16 protein-coding genes are annotated in these 18,033 nt (G+C 63.9%); 4 read left to right on the plus strand and 12 right to left on the minus strand.

Annotated features, from left to right (window positions below; genetic code table 11):
• Positions 1-42 precede the first annotated feature (42 nt).
• Positions 43-486 carry a thioesterase family protein gene (locus AC1Q7H_RS03180; RefSeq protein ID WP_013958014.1) on the minus strand — a complete coding sequence of 148 codons (444 nt, stop codon included), beginning with the start codon at positions 484-486 and terminating at the stop codon, positions 43-45.
• 284 nt (positions 487-770) lie between these two features.
• Between AC1Q7H_RS03180 and AC1Q7H_RS03185 the strand changes: the two genes are divergently transcribed.
• Positions 771-1,763 carry a Bug family tripartite tricarboxylate transporter substrate binding protein gene (locus AC1Q7H_RS03185; RefSeq protein ID WP_211980303.1) on the plus strand — a complete coding sequence of 331 codons (993 nt, stop codon included), beginning with the start codon at positions 771-773 and terminating at the stop codon, positions 1,761-1,763.
• A gap of 241 nt (positions 1,764-2,004) precedes the next feature.
• Positions 2,005-3,507: a methyl-accepting chemotaxis protein gene (locus tag AC1Q7H_RS03190; RefSeq protein WP_211980304.1), complete on the plus strand. Its 1,503-nt coding sequence runs from the start codon at positions 2,005-2,007 to the stop codon at positions 3,505-3,507.
• A 12-nt stretch (positions 3,508-3,519) separates the two neighbouring features.
• On the opposite strand, the gene AC1Q7H_RS03195 is transcribed toward AC1Q7H_RS03190, so the two are convergent.
• Positions 3,520-4,227: a FadR/GntR family transcriptional regulator gene (locus AC1Q7H_RS03195; RefSeq protein ID WP_013958017.1), complete on the minus strand. Its 708-nt coding sequence runs from the start codon at positions 4,225-4,227 to the stop codon at positions 3,520-3,522.
• A gap of 93 nt (positions 4,228-4,320) precedes the next feature.
• Positions 4,321-5,658: an MFS transporter gene (locus tag AC1Q7H_RS03200; RefSeq protein WP_492378458.1), complete on the minus strand. Its 1,338-nt coding sequence runs from the start codon at positions 5,656-5,658 to the stop codon at positions 4,321-4,323.
• 348 nt (positions 5,659-6,006) lie between these two features.
• Between AC1Q7H_RS03200 and AC1Q7H_RS03205 the strand changes: the two genes are divergently transcribed.
• Positions 6,007-6,555, plus strand: coding sequence for an ureidoglycolate lyase (locus AC1Q7H_RS03205; protein ID WP_013958019.1), 549 nt, complete (start codon positions 6,007-6,009; stop codon positions 6,553-6,555).
• Positions 6,556-6,604: 49 nt separating this feature from the next.
• Here the strand turns inward: AC1Q7H_RS03205 and AC1Q7H_RS03210 are convergent, their stop codons facing one another.
• The 8 genes from AC1Q7H_RS03210 to AC1Q7H_RS03245 form a co-directional block, all read right to left on the minus strand.
• On the minus strand, positions 6,605-6,787 hold the full coding sequence (locus tag AC1Q7H_RS03210) for a nuclear transport factor 2-like protein (protein WP_148271590.1): 183 nt from the start codon (positions 6,785-6,787) through the stop codon (positions 6,605-6,607).
• A gap of 301 nt (positions 6,788-7,088) precedes the next feature.
• Positions 7,089-7,949 carry a c-type cytochrome gene (locus AC1Q7H_RS03215; protein ID WP_211980307.1) on the minus strand — a complete coding sequence of 287 codons (861 nt, stop codon included), beginning with the start codon at positions 7,947-7,949 and terminating at the stop codon, positions 7,089-7,091.
• Between the two features lie 288 nt (positions 7,950-8,237).
• Positions 8,238-8,708 carry a cupin domain-containing protein gene (locus AC1Q7H_RS03220; RefSeq protein ID WP_492380950.1) on the minus strand — a complete coding sequence of 157 codons (471 nt, stop codon included), beginning with the start codon at positions 8,706-8,708 and terminating at the stop codon, positions 8,238-8,240.
• 310 nt (positions 8,709-9,018) lie between these two features.
• Positions 9,019-9,834: an enoyl-CoA hydratase/isomerase family protein gene (locus tag AC1Q7H_RS03225; RefSeq protein WP_153954187.1), complete on the minus strand. Its 816-nt coding sequence runs from the start codon at positions 9,832-9,834 to the stop codon at positions 9,019-9,021.
• The gene (locus AC1Q7H_RS03230; protein ID WP_013958024.1) at positions 9,831-11,066 is read right to left on the minus strand and encodes a CaiB/BaiF CoA transferase family protein; all 1,236 of its coding nucleotides are present in this window, start codon (positions 11,064-11,066) and stop codon (positions 9,831-9,833) included. The genes AC1Q7H_RS03225 and AC1Q7H_RS03230 overlap by 4 nt, the downstream gene beginning before the upstream one ends.
• 76 nt (positions 11,067-11,142) lie before the next feature.
• Positions 11,143-12,108 (minus strand): Bug family tripartite tricarboxylate transporter substrate binding protein, encoded by a 966-nt coding sequence (locus AC1Q7H_RS03235; RefSeq protein ID WP_492380951.1) that lies wholly within the window; start codon positions 12,106-12,108, stop codon positions 11,143-11,145.
• A 62-nt stretch (positions 12,109-12,170) separates the two neighbouring features.
• Positions 12,171-13,109: a LysR family transcriptional regulator gene (locus AC1Q7H_RS03240; protein WP_211980310.1), complete on the minus strand. Its 939-nt coding sequence runs from the start codon at positions 13,107-13,109 to the stop codon at positions 12,171-12,173.
• A 222-nt stretch (positions 13,110-13,331) separates the two neighbouring features.
• A complete protein-coding gene (locus AC1Q7H_RS03245) occupies positions 13,332-14,177 on the minus strand; it encodes a hypothetical protein (RefSeq protein WP_492380952.1) in 846 nt (281 codons plus the stop codon).
• A 597-nt stretch (positions 14,178-14,774) separates the two neighbouring features.
• Between AC1Q7H_RS03245 and AC1Q7H_RS03250 the strand changes: the two genes are divergently transcribed.
• A complete protein-coding gene (locus tag AC1Q7H_RS03250) occupies positions 14,775-15,818 on the plus strand; it encodes an SGNH/GDSL hydrolase family protein (protein WP_041228469.1) in 1,044 nt (347 codons plus the stop codon).
• Positions 15,819-16,921: 1,103 nt separating this feature from the next.
• Here AC1Q7H_RS03250 and dapA read toward each other — a convergent pair.
• Positions 16,922-17,818: a 4-hydroxy-tetrahydrodipicolinate synthase gene (gene dapA / locus AC1Q7H_RS03255; protein ID WP_013958029.1), complete on the minus strand. Its 897-nt coding sequence runs from the start codon at positions 17,816-17,818 to the stop codon at positions 16,922-16,924.
• Between the last annotated feature and the right edge of the window lie 215 nt (positions 17,819-18,033).

Genomic DNA, 18,033 nt, shown 5'->3' on the forward strand with positions numbered 1-18,033 from the left:
AGGGCGTTTTTTCTCGGCCGGAAAACCCCCCCACGCTGGCGGTTACTCGACCCAGTTCACCTTCGGGAACCGCCCGGCAAACCCCTCCGGCATCGCCACCACGTTCTTCCCCACGTAGTCGAAGAAGACAAAGCCCGACTTGGCCATCGCGATCAGCGCGCCATCGGCCGGCCGCGTGATGCGGAAGATGATGTCGCCGCCGTACTTGTTGAAGTCCATCACCCCCACCTCGAACTGCAGCTGGTCGCGCGCATGTGCCTCGTTGCGGTACATCGTGGCCAGGTCGGTCACGATGATGCCCACCCCTTCCTGCCGAACATCCTCGCTGCCGAATTCATACAGGAACCGCGCCCGCGCCTCGGAGATCATCGAGATCATCGAATCGTTGGCAAGGTGGTTGGCCGAGTTGATGTCGGTCACGCGCACGGTCAGGTGCGTGGCGTAGCAGAACTGGTCGGCAGGCAGGTCGAGTTTGAGGCGGGCCATGATGGAACAAGCAAGAAATGGATCGGGCGCCGCACGGGATCAGGCAGGCAAGCGGCAGAGACGGCGGCGGCGCCCATCATAAGGGAAACGCCGGTTCGGATTGCGGCACTGCCGCATAAACCCTCCCGCACATGCCCCCGGGTAAGTACTCCCCACTCTTTTCGTCCATCCCGCCGATGCCCCGGCATGGCGCTGCCTCGTAGGCTGCGGGTTGCCGTGGTCACTGGCGCCCTGGCGCACCCGTACCGCGCACCGACACGATGTCAACGACTGGAGGAAACACGATGCAAGCCGACCGCCGCAAAGTCCTGCACTGGCTGGGAGCAGGTTCCCTGGCCGCCACCGCCTCGACCCTTGGAGTCAACCGGGCGCGGGCCCAGCAGGCTTACCCGTCGCGCCCGGTGCGTCTGGTCGTGCCCTACCCGCCCGGCGGTGCCACCGACGTGCTGGCGCGCGCGCTGGGCGACCCGCTCAGCAAGCTGTGGCAGCGCCCGGTGATCGTGGAGAACCGCCCCGGCGTGGGCGGCATGATCGGCGCCGACGTGGTCGCCAAGGCGCCGGCGGACGGCTACACCCTGCTGCTGGCCCTGCCCAGCCTGGTGCAGACGCCCTATATGGTGGCCAAGCCGCCGTTCGACCCGCTGCGCGACCTGACCGCCATCAGCCAGCTATGCACCACCAGCCTGGTGCTAACCGCCAGCAGCGCCATGCCGCGCACGCTGCCGCAGATGATCAGCCTGGCCAAGTCCCAGCCCGACAAGTATTCCTATGGCACCTATGGCATTGGCACCGGCGCCCATCTCTACATGCAGGTCTTCCTCAAGGGCGCGGGCGCCCAGCTGGTCCATGTCCCGTACAAGGGCGAAGCCCCCATCGCCACCGACCTGATCGGCGGCCAGATCTCGCTGGGCACGCTGTCGCCGATGACCGTGCGTCAGCATGCGCGCACCGGCAAGCTCCAGCCGCTGGCCGTTACCGGCAATACCCGCGCGCCGATGCTGCCGGATGTGCCAACCTTCCAGGAACTCGGCTACAAGGGGCTGGATGGCCCGGCCTGGTTTGGCCTGTTCACCACCGCCGGCACGCCGCAGGCCATCGTCGACAAGATCTCGGCCGATGTGGAAACGGTGATGGCCGCGCCGGAGATCCGCCAGCGCCTGGCCGAGCTGGGGCTGATCGTCAAGACGACGCAGCCGGCGGCGTTCGCGGCGGCGACCAGAGCGGATCAGGCGTACTGGGGCAACGTGATCAAGGAAAACAATATCCGGCTGGACTGAGGCATGGCGACTGAAGCAGCGCCGCGGGCCGCGCCGGCACATCGTAGCGCCTGGCGCCGGCTCTGAACATCACTCAATTGCAGCAATTTTCCCGCGGTGTTGCGCGGCTGCGCCATGGCCTGTCGCAGCCGATAGGCGTCGATATAATCAGCCGCGCAACACCATAAAGTAAGACATTAGAACAATTAGCCATCAGGCGAACGGGGTGCAGCGTCTTCTCGACTTACGCTGCGAGGGAACCATGATCAGCGCTGACCACGCCCTGACCGGACGGCTGTCCGCGACCATCCCTGCCCGCCGTGCCGCGGGCAGTTCCGTTTCTGCGCAAGCCGCGCCGCACACCCCGCTGCTGCAAGGCGTGCACCGCCGCGCAGACCAGTTGATGACGGCCATGCTGTGGGTGCTGAGCCTCCTGTCGCTGATCGTCGGCAATCACTATGGGTCGACCGGGCTGACGCTGGCGCTGGGCTTGCCAATGGCGCTGCTCGGCACGCTGATGGCGGTCACCCTGCCCGCCCGCCTGGCTACGCGGCTGGCGATGGCCGTGCTGCTGATGATCTTCGTCGCACTGCTGATCCACCAGGCGCACGGGCAGGTGGAATTCCACTTCCTGGTGTTCGTCTCGCTGTCGCTGCTGCTGGCCTACCGCGACTTCCGCGTGATCCTGCTGGCGGCGGCGGTGATCGCGTTGCATCACCTGAGCTTCAACTTCTTCCAGCAGTGGGGCTGGAACACCATCTGCTTCACCGACCCGAGCTTCAATATGGTGCTGTTCCACGCCGCCTTCGTCATCGTGCAGACCGGCGTGCTGTGCGTGATCGCGTGGCGGCTGGAGCGCGATGCCCACTCCACCGATGAACTGAGCGCCCTGGCCGCGGGCATCGAACGCGAACCCGGCTACCTGACGCTGACCGCCGATGGCACCCACCCGGACAGCGACTTCGCGCGCGCCTTCCGCAAGACGCTGGACACTGTGCGCCAGACACTGCTGCAGGTACGCAACACCGCCGGTACCGTGGCCAACGCGGCTGGCAACATCCTGGACACCAGCGCCACCGTCGCCCGCCGGACCGACGAACAGGCTCGCACCGTGGCGCACACCATGCAGGACATGCAGGCGCTGACCCAGGCCGCCCGCGCCAGCGCCGACCAGGCCCGCGGCGCCTGCGAACTGGCCGGGGCCTCCAGCACCGTGGTCGCGCGCGGCAGCGGCGAGATCCTGTCGGTGATCCACACCATGGGCGAGATCAACGAGGCCTGCGGGCGCATCACCGAGATCATCGGCGTGATCGACAGCATCGCCTTCCAGACCAATATCCTGGCGCTGAACGCCGCCGTGGAGGCCGCGCGCGCGGGCGACCACGGCAAGGGCTTTGCGGTGGTGGCTGGCGAGGTCCGGCAACTGGCGCATCGCTGTGGCGCCGCGGCCAAGGAGATTCGCGGGCTGATCAATACCTCGGTCGAACGCGCCCACGCCGGCACCGAGTTGGTCGGCCATACCGGCGAGACCATGAACGAGGTGGTGGCCAGCATCGGCAAGCTTGCCACGTTGGTAGAGGAACTGGCGACGCTGGGCGACAACCAGCGCAGCGGCATCGAAGGCATGGCCCGGCGCGTGGCGGAGATCCAGGCGGCATTCGAGGAGAATGCAGAGTTGGTGGCCAGTGCCGCCGAAGCTGCGCGGGTGCAGCGGCAGCAGACGGAGGGGCTGAACCGGGCGGTCGGGGTGTTCCGGCTGGGCTGACACCCGCTCAGCTCAATCCTCTTTCTCGTCCCCCGTGGGGAAATGCACGCCTGCACGGCGCGCCGCCAGCATGATGTGGCGCTCCATCGCGCGCTGCGCCTGCTCCGGCTGGCGGGCGGCCAGCGCCTCTATGATGGCGCTGTGCTCGGTGAAGGTGGCATTGCGCGCGCCGCGCCGGTAGTACGGCAGGCGCTGGCTCTCGCGCATCACCTCGGCGCTTTCGCGCAGGATCTCGCGGATGACCTGGTTTCCGGACACCGTGACGATCAACGTGTGAAATTCATAGTCGAGCTGCGAGGCTTCGTCATAAGCATCCGCCTCGATCGCCCGCTGCATCGTGGCCGCGTTCTGGCGCAGCTGTTCGATCTCGTTCTCGGAGATGGCCAGCGCGGCCAGCCGTGCGGTCAGCCCTTCCAGCGCGAAGCGCAACTGGTAGATATCGATCAGCGAATGCGTGGCCGCAAAACGCCAGGGCGGCGTGGCTGCGGCGCTGTCGCCGGCGGCCGTCACGTAGACGCCCTTGCCCGGGCGCGACACCACCACGCCCATTCCCTGCAAGGTAGAGATCGCCTCACGCAGTGACGCGCGGCTGATGCCGACCTTCTCCGCCAGCTCCCGCTGCGCCGGCAGCAGCGTGCCCGCGGGGAACGTGCCGTCGCGCACCCATTGCTGGATAAGGCTGACAGCCTGGTTGGCGACGGAGGTGGAAGATCCTGTCATACGTGAGGGGGGGTGACCAGTAAGAGGTGACGCACAAGGGGCGCGAAGCCGGTTGCCGGAAATTCTAGCCGACAAACCGGCCTGTCCTGCCCCTTACTTGTTGACCAGCCTGGCCGGCACCGAATAGGTCAGCAGCGCGCCGCACAGCAGCACCGCTGCCAGCACGAACATCGCGGCATCCGTGCTCCGGGTGGCATCCTTGATCAGGCCGATCATGTACGGGCTGATAAAGCCGGCCAGGTTGGCGAACGAGTTGATCAGCGCAATGCCCGCCGCCGCGCCCACGCCCGACAGGATGGACGTCGGCAGGCTCCAGAACAGCGGCGAGGTAGCCAGGCTGCCGCCGGCGGCCAACGCCAGCGCTGCCAGCGACAGCGCAGTGTTATGGCTGAAGACCGCGCTCAGCACCAGGCCCGTGGCCGCGCAGCAGAACGGCACGATCAGGTGCCAGCGGCGCTCGCGCATGCGGTCAGAGCTACGGCTGACCAGGATCATCGAACACACCGCCACGCCAAACGGGATCGCGGTCAGCAAACCCACGTCCAGCACGCTCTTCACGCCGGTCTGCTTGATCAGCGTGGGCAGCCAGAAAGTCAGCCCGTACTGGCCCATCACCGTGCAGAAGCAGATCATCGTCATCTTCAGCACGCGCGAGTCCGTCACCAGCGTGCGCAGCGACATATGGGCGGACTTCTGTGCGTTTTCGGCGGCGATATTGCGCTCCAGCAGCGCCTTTTCATCGGCCGTCAGCCAGCGCGCCGACTGGATGTTGTTGTCCAGGTACCAGAGCACGGCCACGCCCACCAGCAGCGACGGCACGGCCTCGATCACGAACATCCACTGCCAGCCGCGCAGGCCGTTGACGCCGTGCATGGCCTCCATCACCCAGCCCGACAGCGGCCCGCCGAAGATGCCCGAGATCGGAATCGCCGCCATGAACAGCGCCACCATGCGCGCGCGCCGGTGCGACGGGAACCAGTAGGTCAGGTACAGGATCATGCCGGGATAGAAGCCCGCCTCCGCCGCGCCCAGCAGGAAGCGCAGCACATAGAACTGCGTGCTGGTCTGCACGAACATCATCGCCGCGGAGATCAGGCTCCACAGGATCATGATGCGCGAGATGGTGGCCTTGGCGCCGATGCGGTGCATCAGCAGGTTGCTGGGCACCTCGAAGAAGAAATAGCCGATAAAGAACAGCCCCGCGCCCAGCCCGTAGACCGCCTCGCTGAACTGCAGGTCGGCCAGCATGCTCAGCTTGGCAAAGCCCACGTTGACCCGATCCAGGTAGGCCACCACGTAGCACAGCATCAGGAACGGCAACAGCCGCCAGGCCACCTTGCGGTACACCGCGTCCTCCCTGGCCTGTGCCTGCGCCTGCGCCTGCGGCACGGAAATGGCATCCGGCCCGGCATGGGCGGTTTCAGTCGGAATCATGGAAGTCTCCTTGGTTTTGTTCGAGTCATCGGCGTGGCAAAGCCTGGATCGCATCCGGCACGACGCCAAATCGTCATACCGGTCTGACCAGTAGATGCCGAATGGTAGGGAGGCACCTTGCCGGTGTCAAGGAGCGATTGGACTGGGGAAAGCCCGTATCTGCAGGCCGATTTTGGCGAGAGTGCCCGCTGCGTGGGGATCGCACCAAACTCCGCCGCTTGTGCAAAATCGAGACTTGCTGCAAAATCCGGCACAACTGGTCCGACCAGTTGAGGCTGGCCCACATGATGCGTGCCACAGGGCAGACAGCCGCTTGCCGGCCCGACCTTCAGCTAGGAGACTTTGATGGGAACCACGCCCCCGCTCATGGCATCAGCCATGGTGCGCCTGCATCCGCTGCCGCTGAGCGCGGCCGCCTTTGCGCCCTTCGGTGACGTGATCGAGGCGCGCCCAGCCGGCGACCCCGGCGCCTTTCCGATCAACGGCGGCATGGTCATGCGACACCACGACCTGGCTGCCGTCGAACTGGAAGGTGGCCGGGCCCTGATCAACCTGTTCGAGGCCAAGCCCTACGCGTATCCGCTGGAGATCGCAATGCTGGAACGCCATCCGCTCGGCAGCCAGGCCTTTATCCCGCTATCGGAGCAGCCCTTTGTGATCGTGGTGGCGCCAGCTGGCGACGTGCTGGATCCCGCTTCGCTGCGCGCCTTCATCACCAACGGGCGGCAGGGCGTCAACTACCGCCGCGGCGTCTGGCACCACATGCTGCTGGCCGTGGGCGTGCCGGCGCGCTTTGCCGTGATCGATCGCGGTGGGGATGGCAACAACTGCGAGGAGCGCACGCTGGCGCAGCCGTTGCTGCTGGAACTCCCGCCGGCGCTACACGCCGCATGAGTGTGTGGAGGCAACCGCGACAGGCCGCGGTTGCACCAGCCCGTCGCGCTTACTTGGCGTCCGGCCAGGAGACCTGCTTCCAGTAGGCCTCTTTCGAGCGGATCTTGCCATTCACCACCCGGTAGACCTCCAGCCCGGCTGCGTCCACTTTCTTCTTCCCGCCGCTGGCCGGCACCCGCACGCGGAAGCGCATGATGGCCAAATCACCGCTGTACTCAAGCTTGACGTCCACTAGATGGGCAATGACTGGTTGTCAAGTGACACCAGAAAATAAGCACAATCCGAGTGGATCGGAGCATTGTCTTTGGACTGGCCCGAGCGGGCGTTGAGAGGACTCTGGAATCGGCGGAAACGAAGTCGTAGCCAGCATCTTGCTACGCTGGTCGAGGGCTTGCCATCATGCGGATCTCCTGCGCGCTGGCAGAATGAGACAGCCAACGGGCCGGAGCGCAATACTTGCCTAGCGCAGCGGTATTGGGAGACGAAGATCCCGCAAGGCAGCGCGCAGAGATTTGTCGACGCGGCCGGGCCGGTTACTCCTTGCCGCCGAATGGCTGCGGCTTGAGCGAGCCAAGGTAAGCGACCAGCGCGTTCATGTCGGCACCACTGATGTTCTTGTACCAGTCGAACGCCATGGGCGGCTTGTAGTGCATGCCGTTCTTGCCTGTGCCTCGGATGGCCTGGGCGATCTCTTCCTTGCTCCAGTTCTTGAGCCCGCTCTCATGGGGAGTCAGATTGCGTGCCACACTCTCGCCCCAAGGACCTTTGAACACCTGGCCGCCGGCGCCCAGACGCGTGAGCACCAGCTCTCCCTTTTCATCCCGCGGCGTGTGACATTCCATGCAATGCCCGATATCGGCGAGGTACCGGCCATACGTGATCGTCTCCTTGGGCGAGGGCGCGCTAACGCCTTTCACAGCCGGGCCGTAGCTGGGCGGCAACGGGATGTTGTACTCGGACTTCCTGACGGTATTCTTCACGGGCGGCTGTACCCTCAGATAGGCGATGATCGCTGCCAGGTCTGCGTCAGACATGCGCCGGTAGAACTCGATAGGCATCGGCGGACCGATGATGGTCCCGTCCGGCCGGATACCTTCGCGGATCGCCTTGCCGAGCTGTGCATCGGTCCACTTGCCGATCCCTGTCTCAGGGTCTGGCGTAATGTTGGCCGCGTACGCCTTGAACGGCGGGTGATCGAAGACCATGCCACCCGACAGGCCCCTGGAGAAGACAGGCGCCCCATTTTCCGCTCGGGCAACATGGCAATTGCCACAAGCCACCACCCCCTCCATCAGGTATTTGCCACGCGCGATGCGCGCCTGGTCCTGCCCGCTGCTTGCGCCAATTTGAGACATCAGGAACAAGCCTGCGGCCAACCTCAGGAATATCGCCATGGTTACCCCTTGCCTGGATTCCTGGCCAATGCGCCCGGACTGAATCCATCGAAGTATCGGCAAATCCTGTCTGAATGGAATCCTCCAAACAGTTGAGTACGGCGGTGGAGGGGGCCGATATCCAGCGCTGCGGCAGGAGTTCGGCGATGTCACCGGTCTCCTGGACAGGCAGGCGCTGGAGCACGTCCGTAGCCCCCTGCCCCACGGCATCTGCCAGCCCGAAAGCTGCCCCGGCCTATCCGGCGGTGTGCCGAATGTTGCCTCGCCCGGATCGCCCGGCACCAGGCATCACTTCTTCTTCCTGGGATCATCAGCCGGGTTGACGAAGTTGAAAGCCCAGGGCCCCGTCGCATTGATCTGGATAATGGTTTCGTCCTTCGTCCAGCCAAAATGGTGCATCTTGGGTGGCATGACAATCAGGCTGCCGGGGCCGAGCGGCGAGGTCTTTTCCGGGTCGAGCTTGTCGCCCATGCCATAGTTGAACGTCCCTGAAAGCACGGTCACCCGCTCCACGCCTGGGTGCCAGTGCGCTGCCACCTTAGCATCCGCGGGTAGCTTGATCCGGGCCGTGAACGGCTCTTTCTTGTCCATCTGCCCCTCGAGAACGGCGAGTTTGGCACCCGGTATCAGTGGCAGGTCCGCCTTGATCTCGTCGGCGGTGACCTTGATCATGCTGCCCGCAGGGGCAGCCAATGCCGCAGACATCGTCAGGCAGACGCCGAAGGCCAGTGTGGCAATCGGGGGAAGCTTGTTTTTCATGGCGCGCTCCTTCCTGAGACGGCAACCAGACAGCCGGAGCGGTGACGGCACAGACCGCATTGATGCCATCTGGCACCCGATTCCGCCACCAGCCGCGCTGGAGACATCCACTGCATGGCACAGGTTCAGGCATGCAGGCTCGAGCGTCTTCATCGCCCGAAGCAATAATCTGATGCATATCACGGACCACCCGTGGTGGGAGGCTGACGGGCGGGTGCGTGACGCTTGCCCGGTGTGTCGGTTGCGCGGTAAATCGGCCAGATCGTTTCAGTTGTGAAACACCGGCGGCTAGCGTACCAGGCCCCGACTTTCAACTCCCCTTCCACACCGGCGACCGCCGGCCCACAAACGCATCCACTCCTTCACGAAAGTCGCTACTGCCATAGCACAACCGCACCAGATCGTCCGTGTCGGCCACCGACTGCACGGTCTGGCGCCGCAACGCCTCCTTAACGACCGTCTGCGTGACAGGCGCCAGCGCGCCAAGCCGGTCGCATAGCGAAGCGACCTCGGCCTCTAGCGCCTCCGCGGCATATACGCCCTCCAGGAAACCGCAGGCCAGCGCGGCGTCCGCGTCGAGGATCTGCGCCAGCAGCAGCATGCGGCGCACCGGCTGCAGCCCCCAGGCCGCTCGCAGCTTGGCAAGATTCAACGCCGACAGCGTATTGCCCAGCGTGCGCGCAATCGGCACGCCAAAGCGGCCCTTGGGAGTAGCGACACGGAAGTCGCACGCAGTAGCGATAGCCAGGCCGCCGCCCACCGCCCAGCCTTCGATAACCGCCACAGTTGGCATCGGCAGTTGCTCGACCAGGCGGATGCCTTCGTCGATACGCGCTTCGTAGGCAACCCCGTCGTCGCCGCTGGAGAACTGCTGGAACTGCGCGATGTCGGTACCGGCAACAAAAGCCTCACCGCCCGCGCCGCGCAGCACCACCACGCGCGCACCCGCATTGCCTTGCGCCGCAAGCCTGCGGCAATGCGTGCCGAGTTGCTCGTACATGGCCCACGTCATCGCATTGCGCGCGGCAGGACGGTCGAACGTCAGCGTCGCGACCTGCCCCTGCATCGTGAGCGTGACCTGTCCGTCGTTGCCGGAACCGCCTTCCGGCGGCAGCGCGGCCTTCATGATCCGAATGCGCCGGCTACAGCCAGCGACTGCTGTTCGTCCTTCGGAATACCCAGTTCGGCCAGGATTTCTTCCGTGTGCTGGCCAAGCAGCGGCGGGGGGCGCCGTACCTGCTGGGGCGTGCCGCCCATCTTCACGGCGAAGCCGATATTGGGCACCTTGCCCTCGATCGGATGATCGATCTCGATGCGCATCTGGCGGTGCCGGCCGTGCTCGCTGTCGAAGGCCTGCGGGTAGGTCAGGATCGGCCCGGCCGGGATGCCTACGCCGAGCAGGCGTTCGATCCAGTAGTCGCTGCTCTCCTTGACGAAGCTCGCCTCCAGCGTCGCGATCAGTTGCTGCCGGTTGGCCAGGCGCAGCGCCACGGTGGCAAAGCGCTCGTCCGCCAGCAGATCGGCCCGCTCAAGCGTGTTGCACAGCAGCTGCCACAGCTTCTGGTTGGTGGCCCCCATGACGAAGTAGCCGTCGGCGGACTTCATCGCCTGGTAGGGCGCGCTCATGCGGTTGGCCGTGCCCAGCGGCTCGGGCTCGCGGCCCGTGCCCCAGTATTCGCAGGTGTCCCACACCGAGAACGCCAGCGCGGAATCGAACAGCGACGCATCGACATACTGCCCCTTGCCCGTCTCCCTGGCGCCGATGTAGGCAGACAGCATGCCGTAGGTCGCGAACAGTGCGCAGCCGATATCTGCCACCGGCACGCCCGCCTTCACCGGCGCGCCACCCGGGTAGCCGGTGACGCTCATCACGCCCGACATCGCCTGCGCCATCAGGTCAAAGCCCGGCCGCCCGGCCCACGGCCCGCTCTGGCCAAAGCCCGAGATGCTGCAGTAGACCAGCTTCGGATTGATCCTGGCGAGGGTCTCGTAGTCGATCCCCAGCCGCTTCATCACGCCGGGGCGGTAGTTCTCCACCAGGATGTCAGCCGTTTCCGCCAGGCGATAGAGCACCTGCCGGCCGGATTCGGTCTTCAGATCCAGCGTGACGCTGCGCTTGTTGCGGTTCATGTTGAGGAACCCCATGCTGTCCGAGCCCTTCATCTTGAAGCCCATCGCGCCGCGCGTCTGGTCGCCTCCATCGGGCGGTTCGATCTTGATCACATCGGCGCCGAGGTCGGCCAGCAGCATGCAGGCGTAGGGCCCGGCCATGACCTGGCTGACGTCGAGCACGCGCACGCCGGCCAGCGGCAAGGTGGAGGCAGGCGCCTGTGCGCCGGAGTCGCGGAAATCTGTCATGGGGTGCTTCTTCCTGGATAAATGGATGGGGCAACGTGCGCGCGTGCGTCGGCTCTCGGCCATCGTCTTGCAGCGCTCAGCTCTCGGCCTTTACGCCGGCCTCCTTCACGACCTTGGCCCACTTGGTGGACTCAGAGGCGATGAATGCGCCGAACTGCTGGTTGGTGCCGCCGGAGTCCTCGGCGCCAAAGCTCTTGAGCCGCTCGGCAACGTCGGGCATGGCCAGCACGCGGTTGACGTCCGCGTTCATGCGCTGCACCAGCGCCGGCGGCATATTCTTCGGGCCCACCAGGCCGTACCACGACGCCGCGTCCAGCCCGGGAAAGCCGGACTCCGCCAGCGTCGGCACATTGGGATGGCTGGCCGCGCGCTTCAGGCGCGTCTGCGCGATCGCAATCACCTTGCCCTGCTGGATAAATGGCGTGGCGGCGGTCATGGTGTCGAACGCATAGTCGATCTGCCCGCCGATCAGGTCCGCCACCAGCGGGCCCGAGCCCTTGTAAGGCACGTGCACCACGTCGAGCCTGGCTTGCAACCGGAACATCTCCAGCGCCAGGTGCTGCGCCGAACCGATGCCGGACGAACCAAAGGAGATCTTCCCCGGCTTCTGCCGGCACAGCGCCACGATGTCCGAAACGCTGCGCACCTTCTGTTCCGGACGGCAGGTCAACATATTGGGCGTGACGCCCACCATCGAAATCGGCGTGAAGTCGGTGCGCGGGTCGTACTTGACGTCCAGCAGCGCCGGGGCGATCGCGTGGCTGTTCACATGCGCCATCAGCAAGGTAGTGCCGTCAGGCGGCTGCTTGGCCACATAGGCGGCGGCGATGGCGCCGGTGGCGCCGGGCTTGTTCTCCACCAGCACGCTGGTGTTCCACATGACCCCCAGCTTCTGCCCGATCACGCGTGCCAGCACGTCGGTGCCGCCCCCGGGGGCGAAGCCCACCACAATGCGCACCGGGCCGGCGATATCGGCGGCTCGCACCAGGCTGGGCATCACCAGCCCAGCCGCTGCCGCCAGAATGAATTGTCTGCGCTGCATTGCGTGTCTCCGTCCTGTAGTTATGGAGCCATCATCCGCAATGCATCCGCCGCGGGCTATCGCTATTTGGGGGATTCTGGTTTCGCGTTTTGCGCAAGCACCGCCAGCACGCTGACCGCCGCCGAGGAAAGTGTCCCATGGGGCCGATGGCACAGCACAAACTGCCGCTGCGCCCAGGGCGCGGCAATGGGCAGCCGCACAAAGCGGCTGCCGCCCGCCACCTCACGCGCAATCGCCTCCGGCATCACCCCGCCGCCCAGGTTCTGCGCCACCAGCGCGGCCATGCTGTCGAAGCCGCCCACGCGCATGCGCATGCGCAGCACGCGGCCGGCCTCCTCCGCCAGCCGCTCCAGCACGATCGAGATCGCCGAGCTCTCGCTGAGCACGATCAGGTCGCAGTCCAGCACGTCGTCCGGCGTGACCTTGCGGCGCCGCGCCAACGCATGGCCGCGCGCCACCACCAGGACCAGTTCGTCATTCCGATAGGGCGCGGTCGGCAGGTCGATCACGCCCAAGCTGCCGTCGTAAATGCCGATGTCCACGGTGCCGCGGCGCAGCGACTGCTGGACTTCCGCGCTGTTCATTTCCTGCAGGTCGATGCGCACGCCGGGGCAGGCGACGGCGCAGCGTTGGATGTCGAAGGGGAGGAACTGGATGACTGCGGACTTTGGCGCCGCTACCCGGACCACGCCCAGGTCGCCGCCGACGAAGGAGGCGGCGTCGTCCTGCATGCGCTGGACGGTATGGGTGATGCCGCGGGCGTGGGCCAGCAGTGCGCGACCGGCTTCGGTCAGGGCCATGCCGTGGGGGAGGCGTTCGAAGAGGGAGACGCCTAGTTGGGCTTCCAGTTCGAGCACGCGTCTTGACGCGGCAGCGGGGGCCAGATGGAGACGCTCCGCGCCGCGGGTAATGCTGCCGGCGTCGGCCACGGCGATGAAAAGCTGGACGGTGGTGAGGTCAAAATGCAGGCGGGTGGTGCGCAAGGGGGGTGAGGACGTCACGATGGTCGGCGCTAATGCAGGCGTCGTCGCAGGGGGCGAGCTACGGATTGAGGGAAGAGGAAACCGTTACGGGCGCCTTGGAATGCGGTACCGCGCGCCATCTGATTCTCCACTTATCAAGCGGCGTCAGCAACTGCGGATTTCCCGCGCAACCCTCGCGAGGGTGTCCGGCGTGACTGGCAGACCAGACCACGCGTCGACGGTGGAACTGCGAGCTTTCGCTCAGGGAATATGGAGAACCTCCGCGATCTTGTCGACGAACTTTACCCCGAGCTTTCCGTAGCCGTCCGCAGTCGGGTGAATCTCGTTCTCCCAGTCTGCCGTGGCGCCATCGTCGTCGGTCCCGGCCGGCTCCAGCGTGTCGCGCGTCTCGGCCACATGAAAATTCGGGATACCGGCCTGGCGAATGACTTCATCGGCAAGTCGGTCGGTGAATTCATTGGCCAGGTCAATCCAATTTCCCTCGGGAATGCCATAAACCAGCAGCGCCGGAAACAACCATGGCCCACGGCCCAGCCCCGCACCGCTGTTGCGCGGCGTGGCGTAGTCGTAGGTGTGCGTGATGATCGGCGTGTTCTGGTTCTGCGCGCTGATCCGGCGCAAGAAATCCAGGGCTCGGTACTGGTCCAGCATATACCGTGTGAATGCAATCCAGCCCGGTCGGGAGATAAATGTACTGATCGCGTCAGGGCCATCCCATTCATCTTCGGTCAACAGCAGTCTGTCGTTGGGCGGCCTGCGATGGCCGTTGGCATCGTTCGGCGTGGTCTGGATGGCGTCGATCAGGTCATTGCCGCCACCGGACAACAGGATGACGCTCCAGGCCTGGTCGTGCGGACCGACGAGGAAACTGTAGAACAGGGGATCCTGGCGGCTGTCGAGCATATGCGCCAGGGTATCGCCAGGATCCGCGCAATCCACGGCGATGGCGCTGCGCGACAGCCACATGTTCATCAGCAGATTTGAGCCGCTAAACGGCCTCAACGTATTAATGGAGAACCAGGAGTCCCCCTGGGCCAGGCATTGCAGGCTGAAGTCGCCGAGCATCGGCGCGCCTTCGCGCATCATCTCAAAGGACTGCACTGGCTTGAGTCGGTTGGGGCGTTCAGCTGATCCCGGCATCGCACATCTCGCTCTACTCTCGACAACTTTCCAAACCCGCCTGGCCGGTCATCAGCCGTCGTTGAAGGAAATCGTAGGCGCTGCCATGGCAATACCAAGTCATCGCGCTTGAAGTCTGGTCTGCACGGAATTAACAATGCTTCAGTCATGAAACATCTCGCACGTGCAGCGAGCATTATTTACACGGCGCATCGAGCGTCCCTGGTGGCAGCCGGGGCTCCACCTGTACACAGCGTTTAGCAGTCGTTGGGCAAACGCCTGCGGCTCGCAACGCCCTGGCTGCTGCCTGCTTCTATTCCACTTGCCTTTCCCGTGAAACCCAATAGCTTTGTACTAAACAGAGTTCGATTGCCCCGCTAGTGACAAGGCAACTGTCGAGGCTGCGGTTCCAGGCCTGGGAAGTCGAGCAAGCGCGCGTAAAGACTTTGCTGACTGACAGTAAAGGGGCGGTTTCTTTGTCTGTTACGTCATACAAGCGCGTTTCACTCCATTGGCGCCTTGATGGGCGCGAACGACTGGGGCACTTACCATTGGACGGTTCCCATGAAAGCACGCCATCAATCCCTTTTCGATCTCGTCCGCTCAGGGCTTCTATGTGTCACTGTGGCACTGTTCGCCGCCTGCGGCGGAGGTGACGACGGGAAACCAGCTGTCAATCCGCCTCTCCAATTCCAGGTGGTGTCGTTTGGCGACAGCATTTCTGATGTAGGAACCTATGCGCCAGTTGCGCAACTGGTCGGCGGCGGGCGTTTCACCACCAACCCTGGGCAGGTGTGGACCCAGGATGTTGCAAACTTCTTCGGCGGGACACTGACCGCGGCGCAAACCGGTGGCTATGGTGCGCCAGTGCGGAATCACGCAGACGGATTGGGTTACGCCCAGGGAGGCGCCCGTGTAACGGATCCCAATGGCATCAACTTCAAGGCGAATGGACTCGGCGCGTTGACGGTGCCGATTGCAACGCAGCTGCAAAACCACCTTTCAGCGCACGGCAACTTCAATGACGGCCAGCTTGTTCTTGTCCAGGGAGGCGGCAGTGATATCCTGATCCACGCCGACGCGGTTGTAGGAGGAAGTGAGACACTTGGTGATGCGAATCAGGCCGTGACGCTTGCCGCGCAGCAATTGGCGGCAATCGTCGGAAAGATCCTCCAATCCGGTGCCAAGCATGTCGTTGTCTCAAACGTTGGCAATATCGGCGTGTCGCCGTTGGGGGTCAGCGACAACAGCCTCGGGTCCCTTCTCACCGGGATGACGCTCACCTTCAATTCTGCGTTGACGAACGCGCTCCAGACTGCAGGCATCCAGAACCAGGTCATCAACATTGATCAGTTCGGCTTCATCAACGATGTCCTTGCCCATTTCAAGGAGAAGGGATTCCAGGTCAGCAATACCGGGACCGGCTGCAACCTGCAGCTTCTGTCCAAGGAGATCGAAGTGAGTTCGCTGTTCTGCTCACCGAAGACCTACACGGTGCCGGACGCTGATCAGACCTATATGTTTGCTGATGAGGTCCATCCGACCACGCATCTTCATGCGCTGTTTGCGACGCTGGTGGAGCAGGCAGTGCAGGCGGCGAGCAAATAGGAGAGCGGATGGGGGCAAATCGATCGTTCCACATACTTTAGTTGCGCACCGACAACGGCACGCATCGCGGCCTCGACCCAGCCCCCCCCCACTTATCGCGGCACAAACAATTGCGGATTCGCCGCATAACCTCGCGAGCATGTCGGGCGCGACTGGAGAACCGGCCCGGCGGATCATCGGAGCGCTACAGATGAACGGCTATCGTATCGATGCCCCGCCATTCGCCTTACAGCCATGGCGGTCTTGCGGCACGATGGAAGCGGTGTGCGCATCAAAATATATGCCATCGTACCGGCCTCCGGAATAAAGAAACGTGTAGAGCAGCTTACGTTTGAATTGCCCCCTCAGGCGAAGCACGGGACTTGCGCAAGCCTCGGCAGACAAGGCGCTGACATTCCGATATTTGAGCAGCGGTTTGTCAGACCCCTTGTGCAGCACGACAACATCCCATCCGATAAACCGCATCGGGGTATCGCTCTCGTTGCCGAACGTTCTGGCATGTGTCTGGCCGTTCGCGTCGCCAGCCTTTAGCACTCGATACTGTACGTGGCACTCTCCGCAGGCATACTGCATATGTATGACATCGACTGTTGTGTCTTTTTCCGACAGCTGAAAGGGGTATAGGAACGCAGCCAGGAGCTCACGCATGCCTCCGGTACTGGTCGCGTCTCCATTTCGTAGCGCGCAGCGAACGTCAACCATAGTTCTCCTCGTTCGTCATTGAACTGAAGATCTATAAGCTACGTGCGTAGTGCCGGCTGTAGGCCACGTCCTAAAATGAGGTCGAAATTTCCGCGCTTGAGCGGAGTTACGCGGCTCTCGCGATGCGGGACGGTGATATCCACGCTTCATGCCCGTGAGTTGTTGGAATACCTCTGTTTTCCTGTGGAGAAAAGGTTGGATTTCCTGCATGCACCCGAGCGGTACCGCCTGGCTGGCTGAACCGGTGCGCATAGTGTATTTGCGGGCAACTTTCCCCCGCATCTGGTGCTGTGGTGCCTTTCATACGCGCAGCTCTCACCGAGACACGCCTCTGCCGAACTTCTGCCTTGAACATGGCAGGCATACGGCAGTGACCGTACGCCTACCTCTAGCCTGCGCAATTACAACGCATTCGCACGTACTGAATCCAACGCGTCACATGCAATTGCCAATTGCTCGGCGAGCGCGGTTGAAGCCGACGTCATTGGCAAACGCAGTTCATCAGACAGCCAGCCATGCCTGGCCAGTAATGTCTTGACCGGACCTGGGTTAGGTTCTGCAAACATGAGTCGAATCAGGGGAATTAAGGCATGGAAAAGGTGGCGCGCGACGCTCAGACGCTGCTCAGCCACAGCGCGCCACAACGCCGAGAAGAGATCAGGCCGAATGTGCGCTGACGCAACGATTGCGCCCTGACCGCCCATGCACAGCGTGGCAAGCAGTTGGTGGTCCTCTCCCGAAAGGACAGCTAGGCGGCCATCGGCGATCAACGCCTGTGTAGTTTCAGCGTTACCGCCGCAGTCCTTGATACCTCGAATATTGCCGTGGTTCGCCAACGAGAGCAGCGTTTCGGCGCTCAGCGTCACACCGGTTCGGTAGGGGATGTCATACAGCACCAGCGGTGCCGTAGATCTATCGGCCAGGTCGCGAAAGTATCCCTTCAATCCTTCCTGCGACGGTCTTATGTAGTACGGTGCAGGCGCTAAGACCCCCGCCAGCGGACGCTCGCCAATCCTGTCCAGACGGCTCAACACATCCCGAAGATTGTTGCCAGCCAAGCCCATCATGACCGGCAGTTCCCCGGCCTCGGCCAGCACGGTATCCAGGACGGCCAACTGTTCCGCCTCATCGAGCGCGGCGGCTTCGCCGGTGCTCCCGCACACCACCAACCCCGCCAAGCCGCTACCGCGGTAATGGGCCACTAGCCGCCGCAGCGCGACGTGATCCACCTCATGGTTGCGAAAAGGGGTGACCAGGGGTAGCCAGATACCACGATAGAGATAATCCACTTCTTGCATTGCATGCTCCGGATCGACCGATTCGGAAACCGCGCAGGCAAGCGACGGAGCAAGATGCGCTCAAGACGGCAAGGGAGGGATTGGCAGACCGTCTTCTACACTGATGCTGTTCCGTCGCTCAACTGACGGAACAGCACGCTCCGGTCAGATGAGCGACTGTTTTTTGGATTTGGCGCGCGCGCCCCACTGCGGCTGGTTCGCAGTGAGATCAAGAG

It is taken from the genome of Cupriavidus sp. GW823-FHT06D04 (genome assembly GCF_058795055.1).

Excerpts from the sequence above, each read along its gene's own strand:
- AC1Q7H_RS03195 (WP_013958017.1), bottom strand. The coding sequence starts at position 4,227 with ATGACAGGATCTTCCACCTCCGTCGCCAACCAGGCTGTCAGCCTTATC.
- AC1Q7H_RS03205 (WP_013958019.1), top strand. The coding sequence starts at position 6,007 with ATGGGAACCACGCCCCCGCTCATGGCATCAGCCATGGTGCGCCTGCAT.
- AC1Q7H_RS03250 (WP_041228469.1), top strand. The coding sequence starts at position 14,775 with ATGAAAGCACGCCATCAATCCCTTTTCGATCTCGTCCGCTCAGGGCTT.
- AC1Q7H_RS03185 (WP_211980303.1), top strand. The coding sequence starts at position 771 with ATGCAAGCCGACCGCCGCAAAGTCCTGCACTGGCTGGGAGCAGGTTCC.
- dapA (WP_013958029.1), bottom strand. The coding sequence starts at position 17,818 with ATGCAAGAAGTGGATTATCTCTATCGTGGTATCTGGCTACCCCTGGTC.
- AC1Q7H_RS03230 (WP_013958024.1), bottom strand. The coding sequence starts at position 11,066 with ATGACAGATTTCCGCGACTCCGGCGCACAGGCGCCTGCCTCCACCTTG.
- AC1Q7H_RS03220 (WP_492380950.1), bottom strand. The coding sequence starts at position 8,708 with ATGAAAAACAAGCTTCCCCCGATTGCCACACTGGCCTTCGGCGTCTGC.
- AC1Q7H_RS03190 (WP_211980304.1), top strand. The coding sequence starts at position 2,005 with ATGATCAGCGCTGACCACGCCCTGACCGGACGGCTGTCCGCGACCATC.
- AC1Q7H_RS03245 (WP_492380952.1), bottom strand. The coding sequence starts at position 14,177 with ATGATGCGCGAAGGCGCGCCGATGCTCGGCGACTTCAGCCTGCAATGC.
- AC1Q7H_RS03215 (WP_211980307.1), bottom strand. The coding sequence starts at position 7,949 with ATGGCGATATTCCTGAGGTTGGCCGCAGGCTTGTTCCTGATGTCTCAA.
- AC1Q7H_RS03180 (WP_013958014.1), bottom strand. The coding sequence starts at position 486 with ATGGCCCGCCTCAAACTCGACCTGCCTGCCGACCAGTTCTGCTACGCC.
- AC1Q7H_RS03225 (WP_153954187.1), bottom strand. The coding sequence starts at position 9,834 with ATGAAGGCCGCGCTGCCGCCGGAAGGCGGTTCCGGCAACGACGGACAG.
- AC1Q7H_RS03235 (WP_492380951.1), bottom strand. The coding sequence starts at position 12,108 with ATGCAGCGCAGACAATTCATTCTGGCGGCAGCGGCTGGGCTGGTGATG.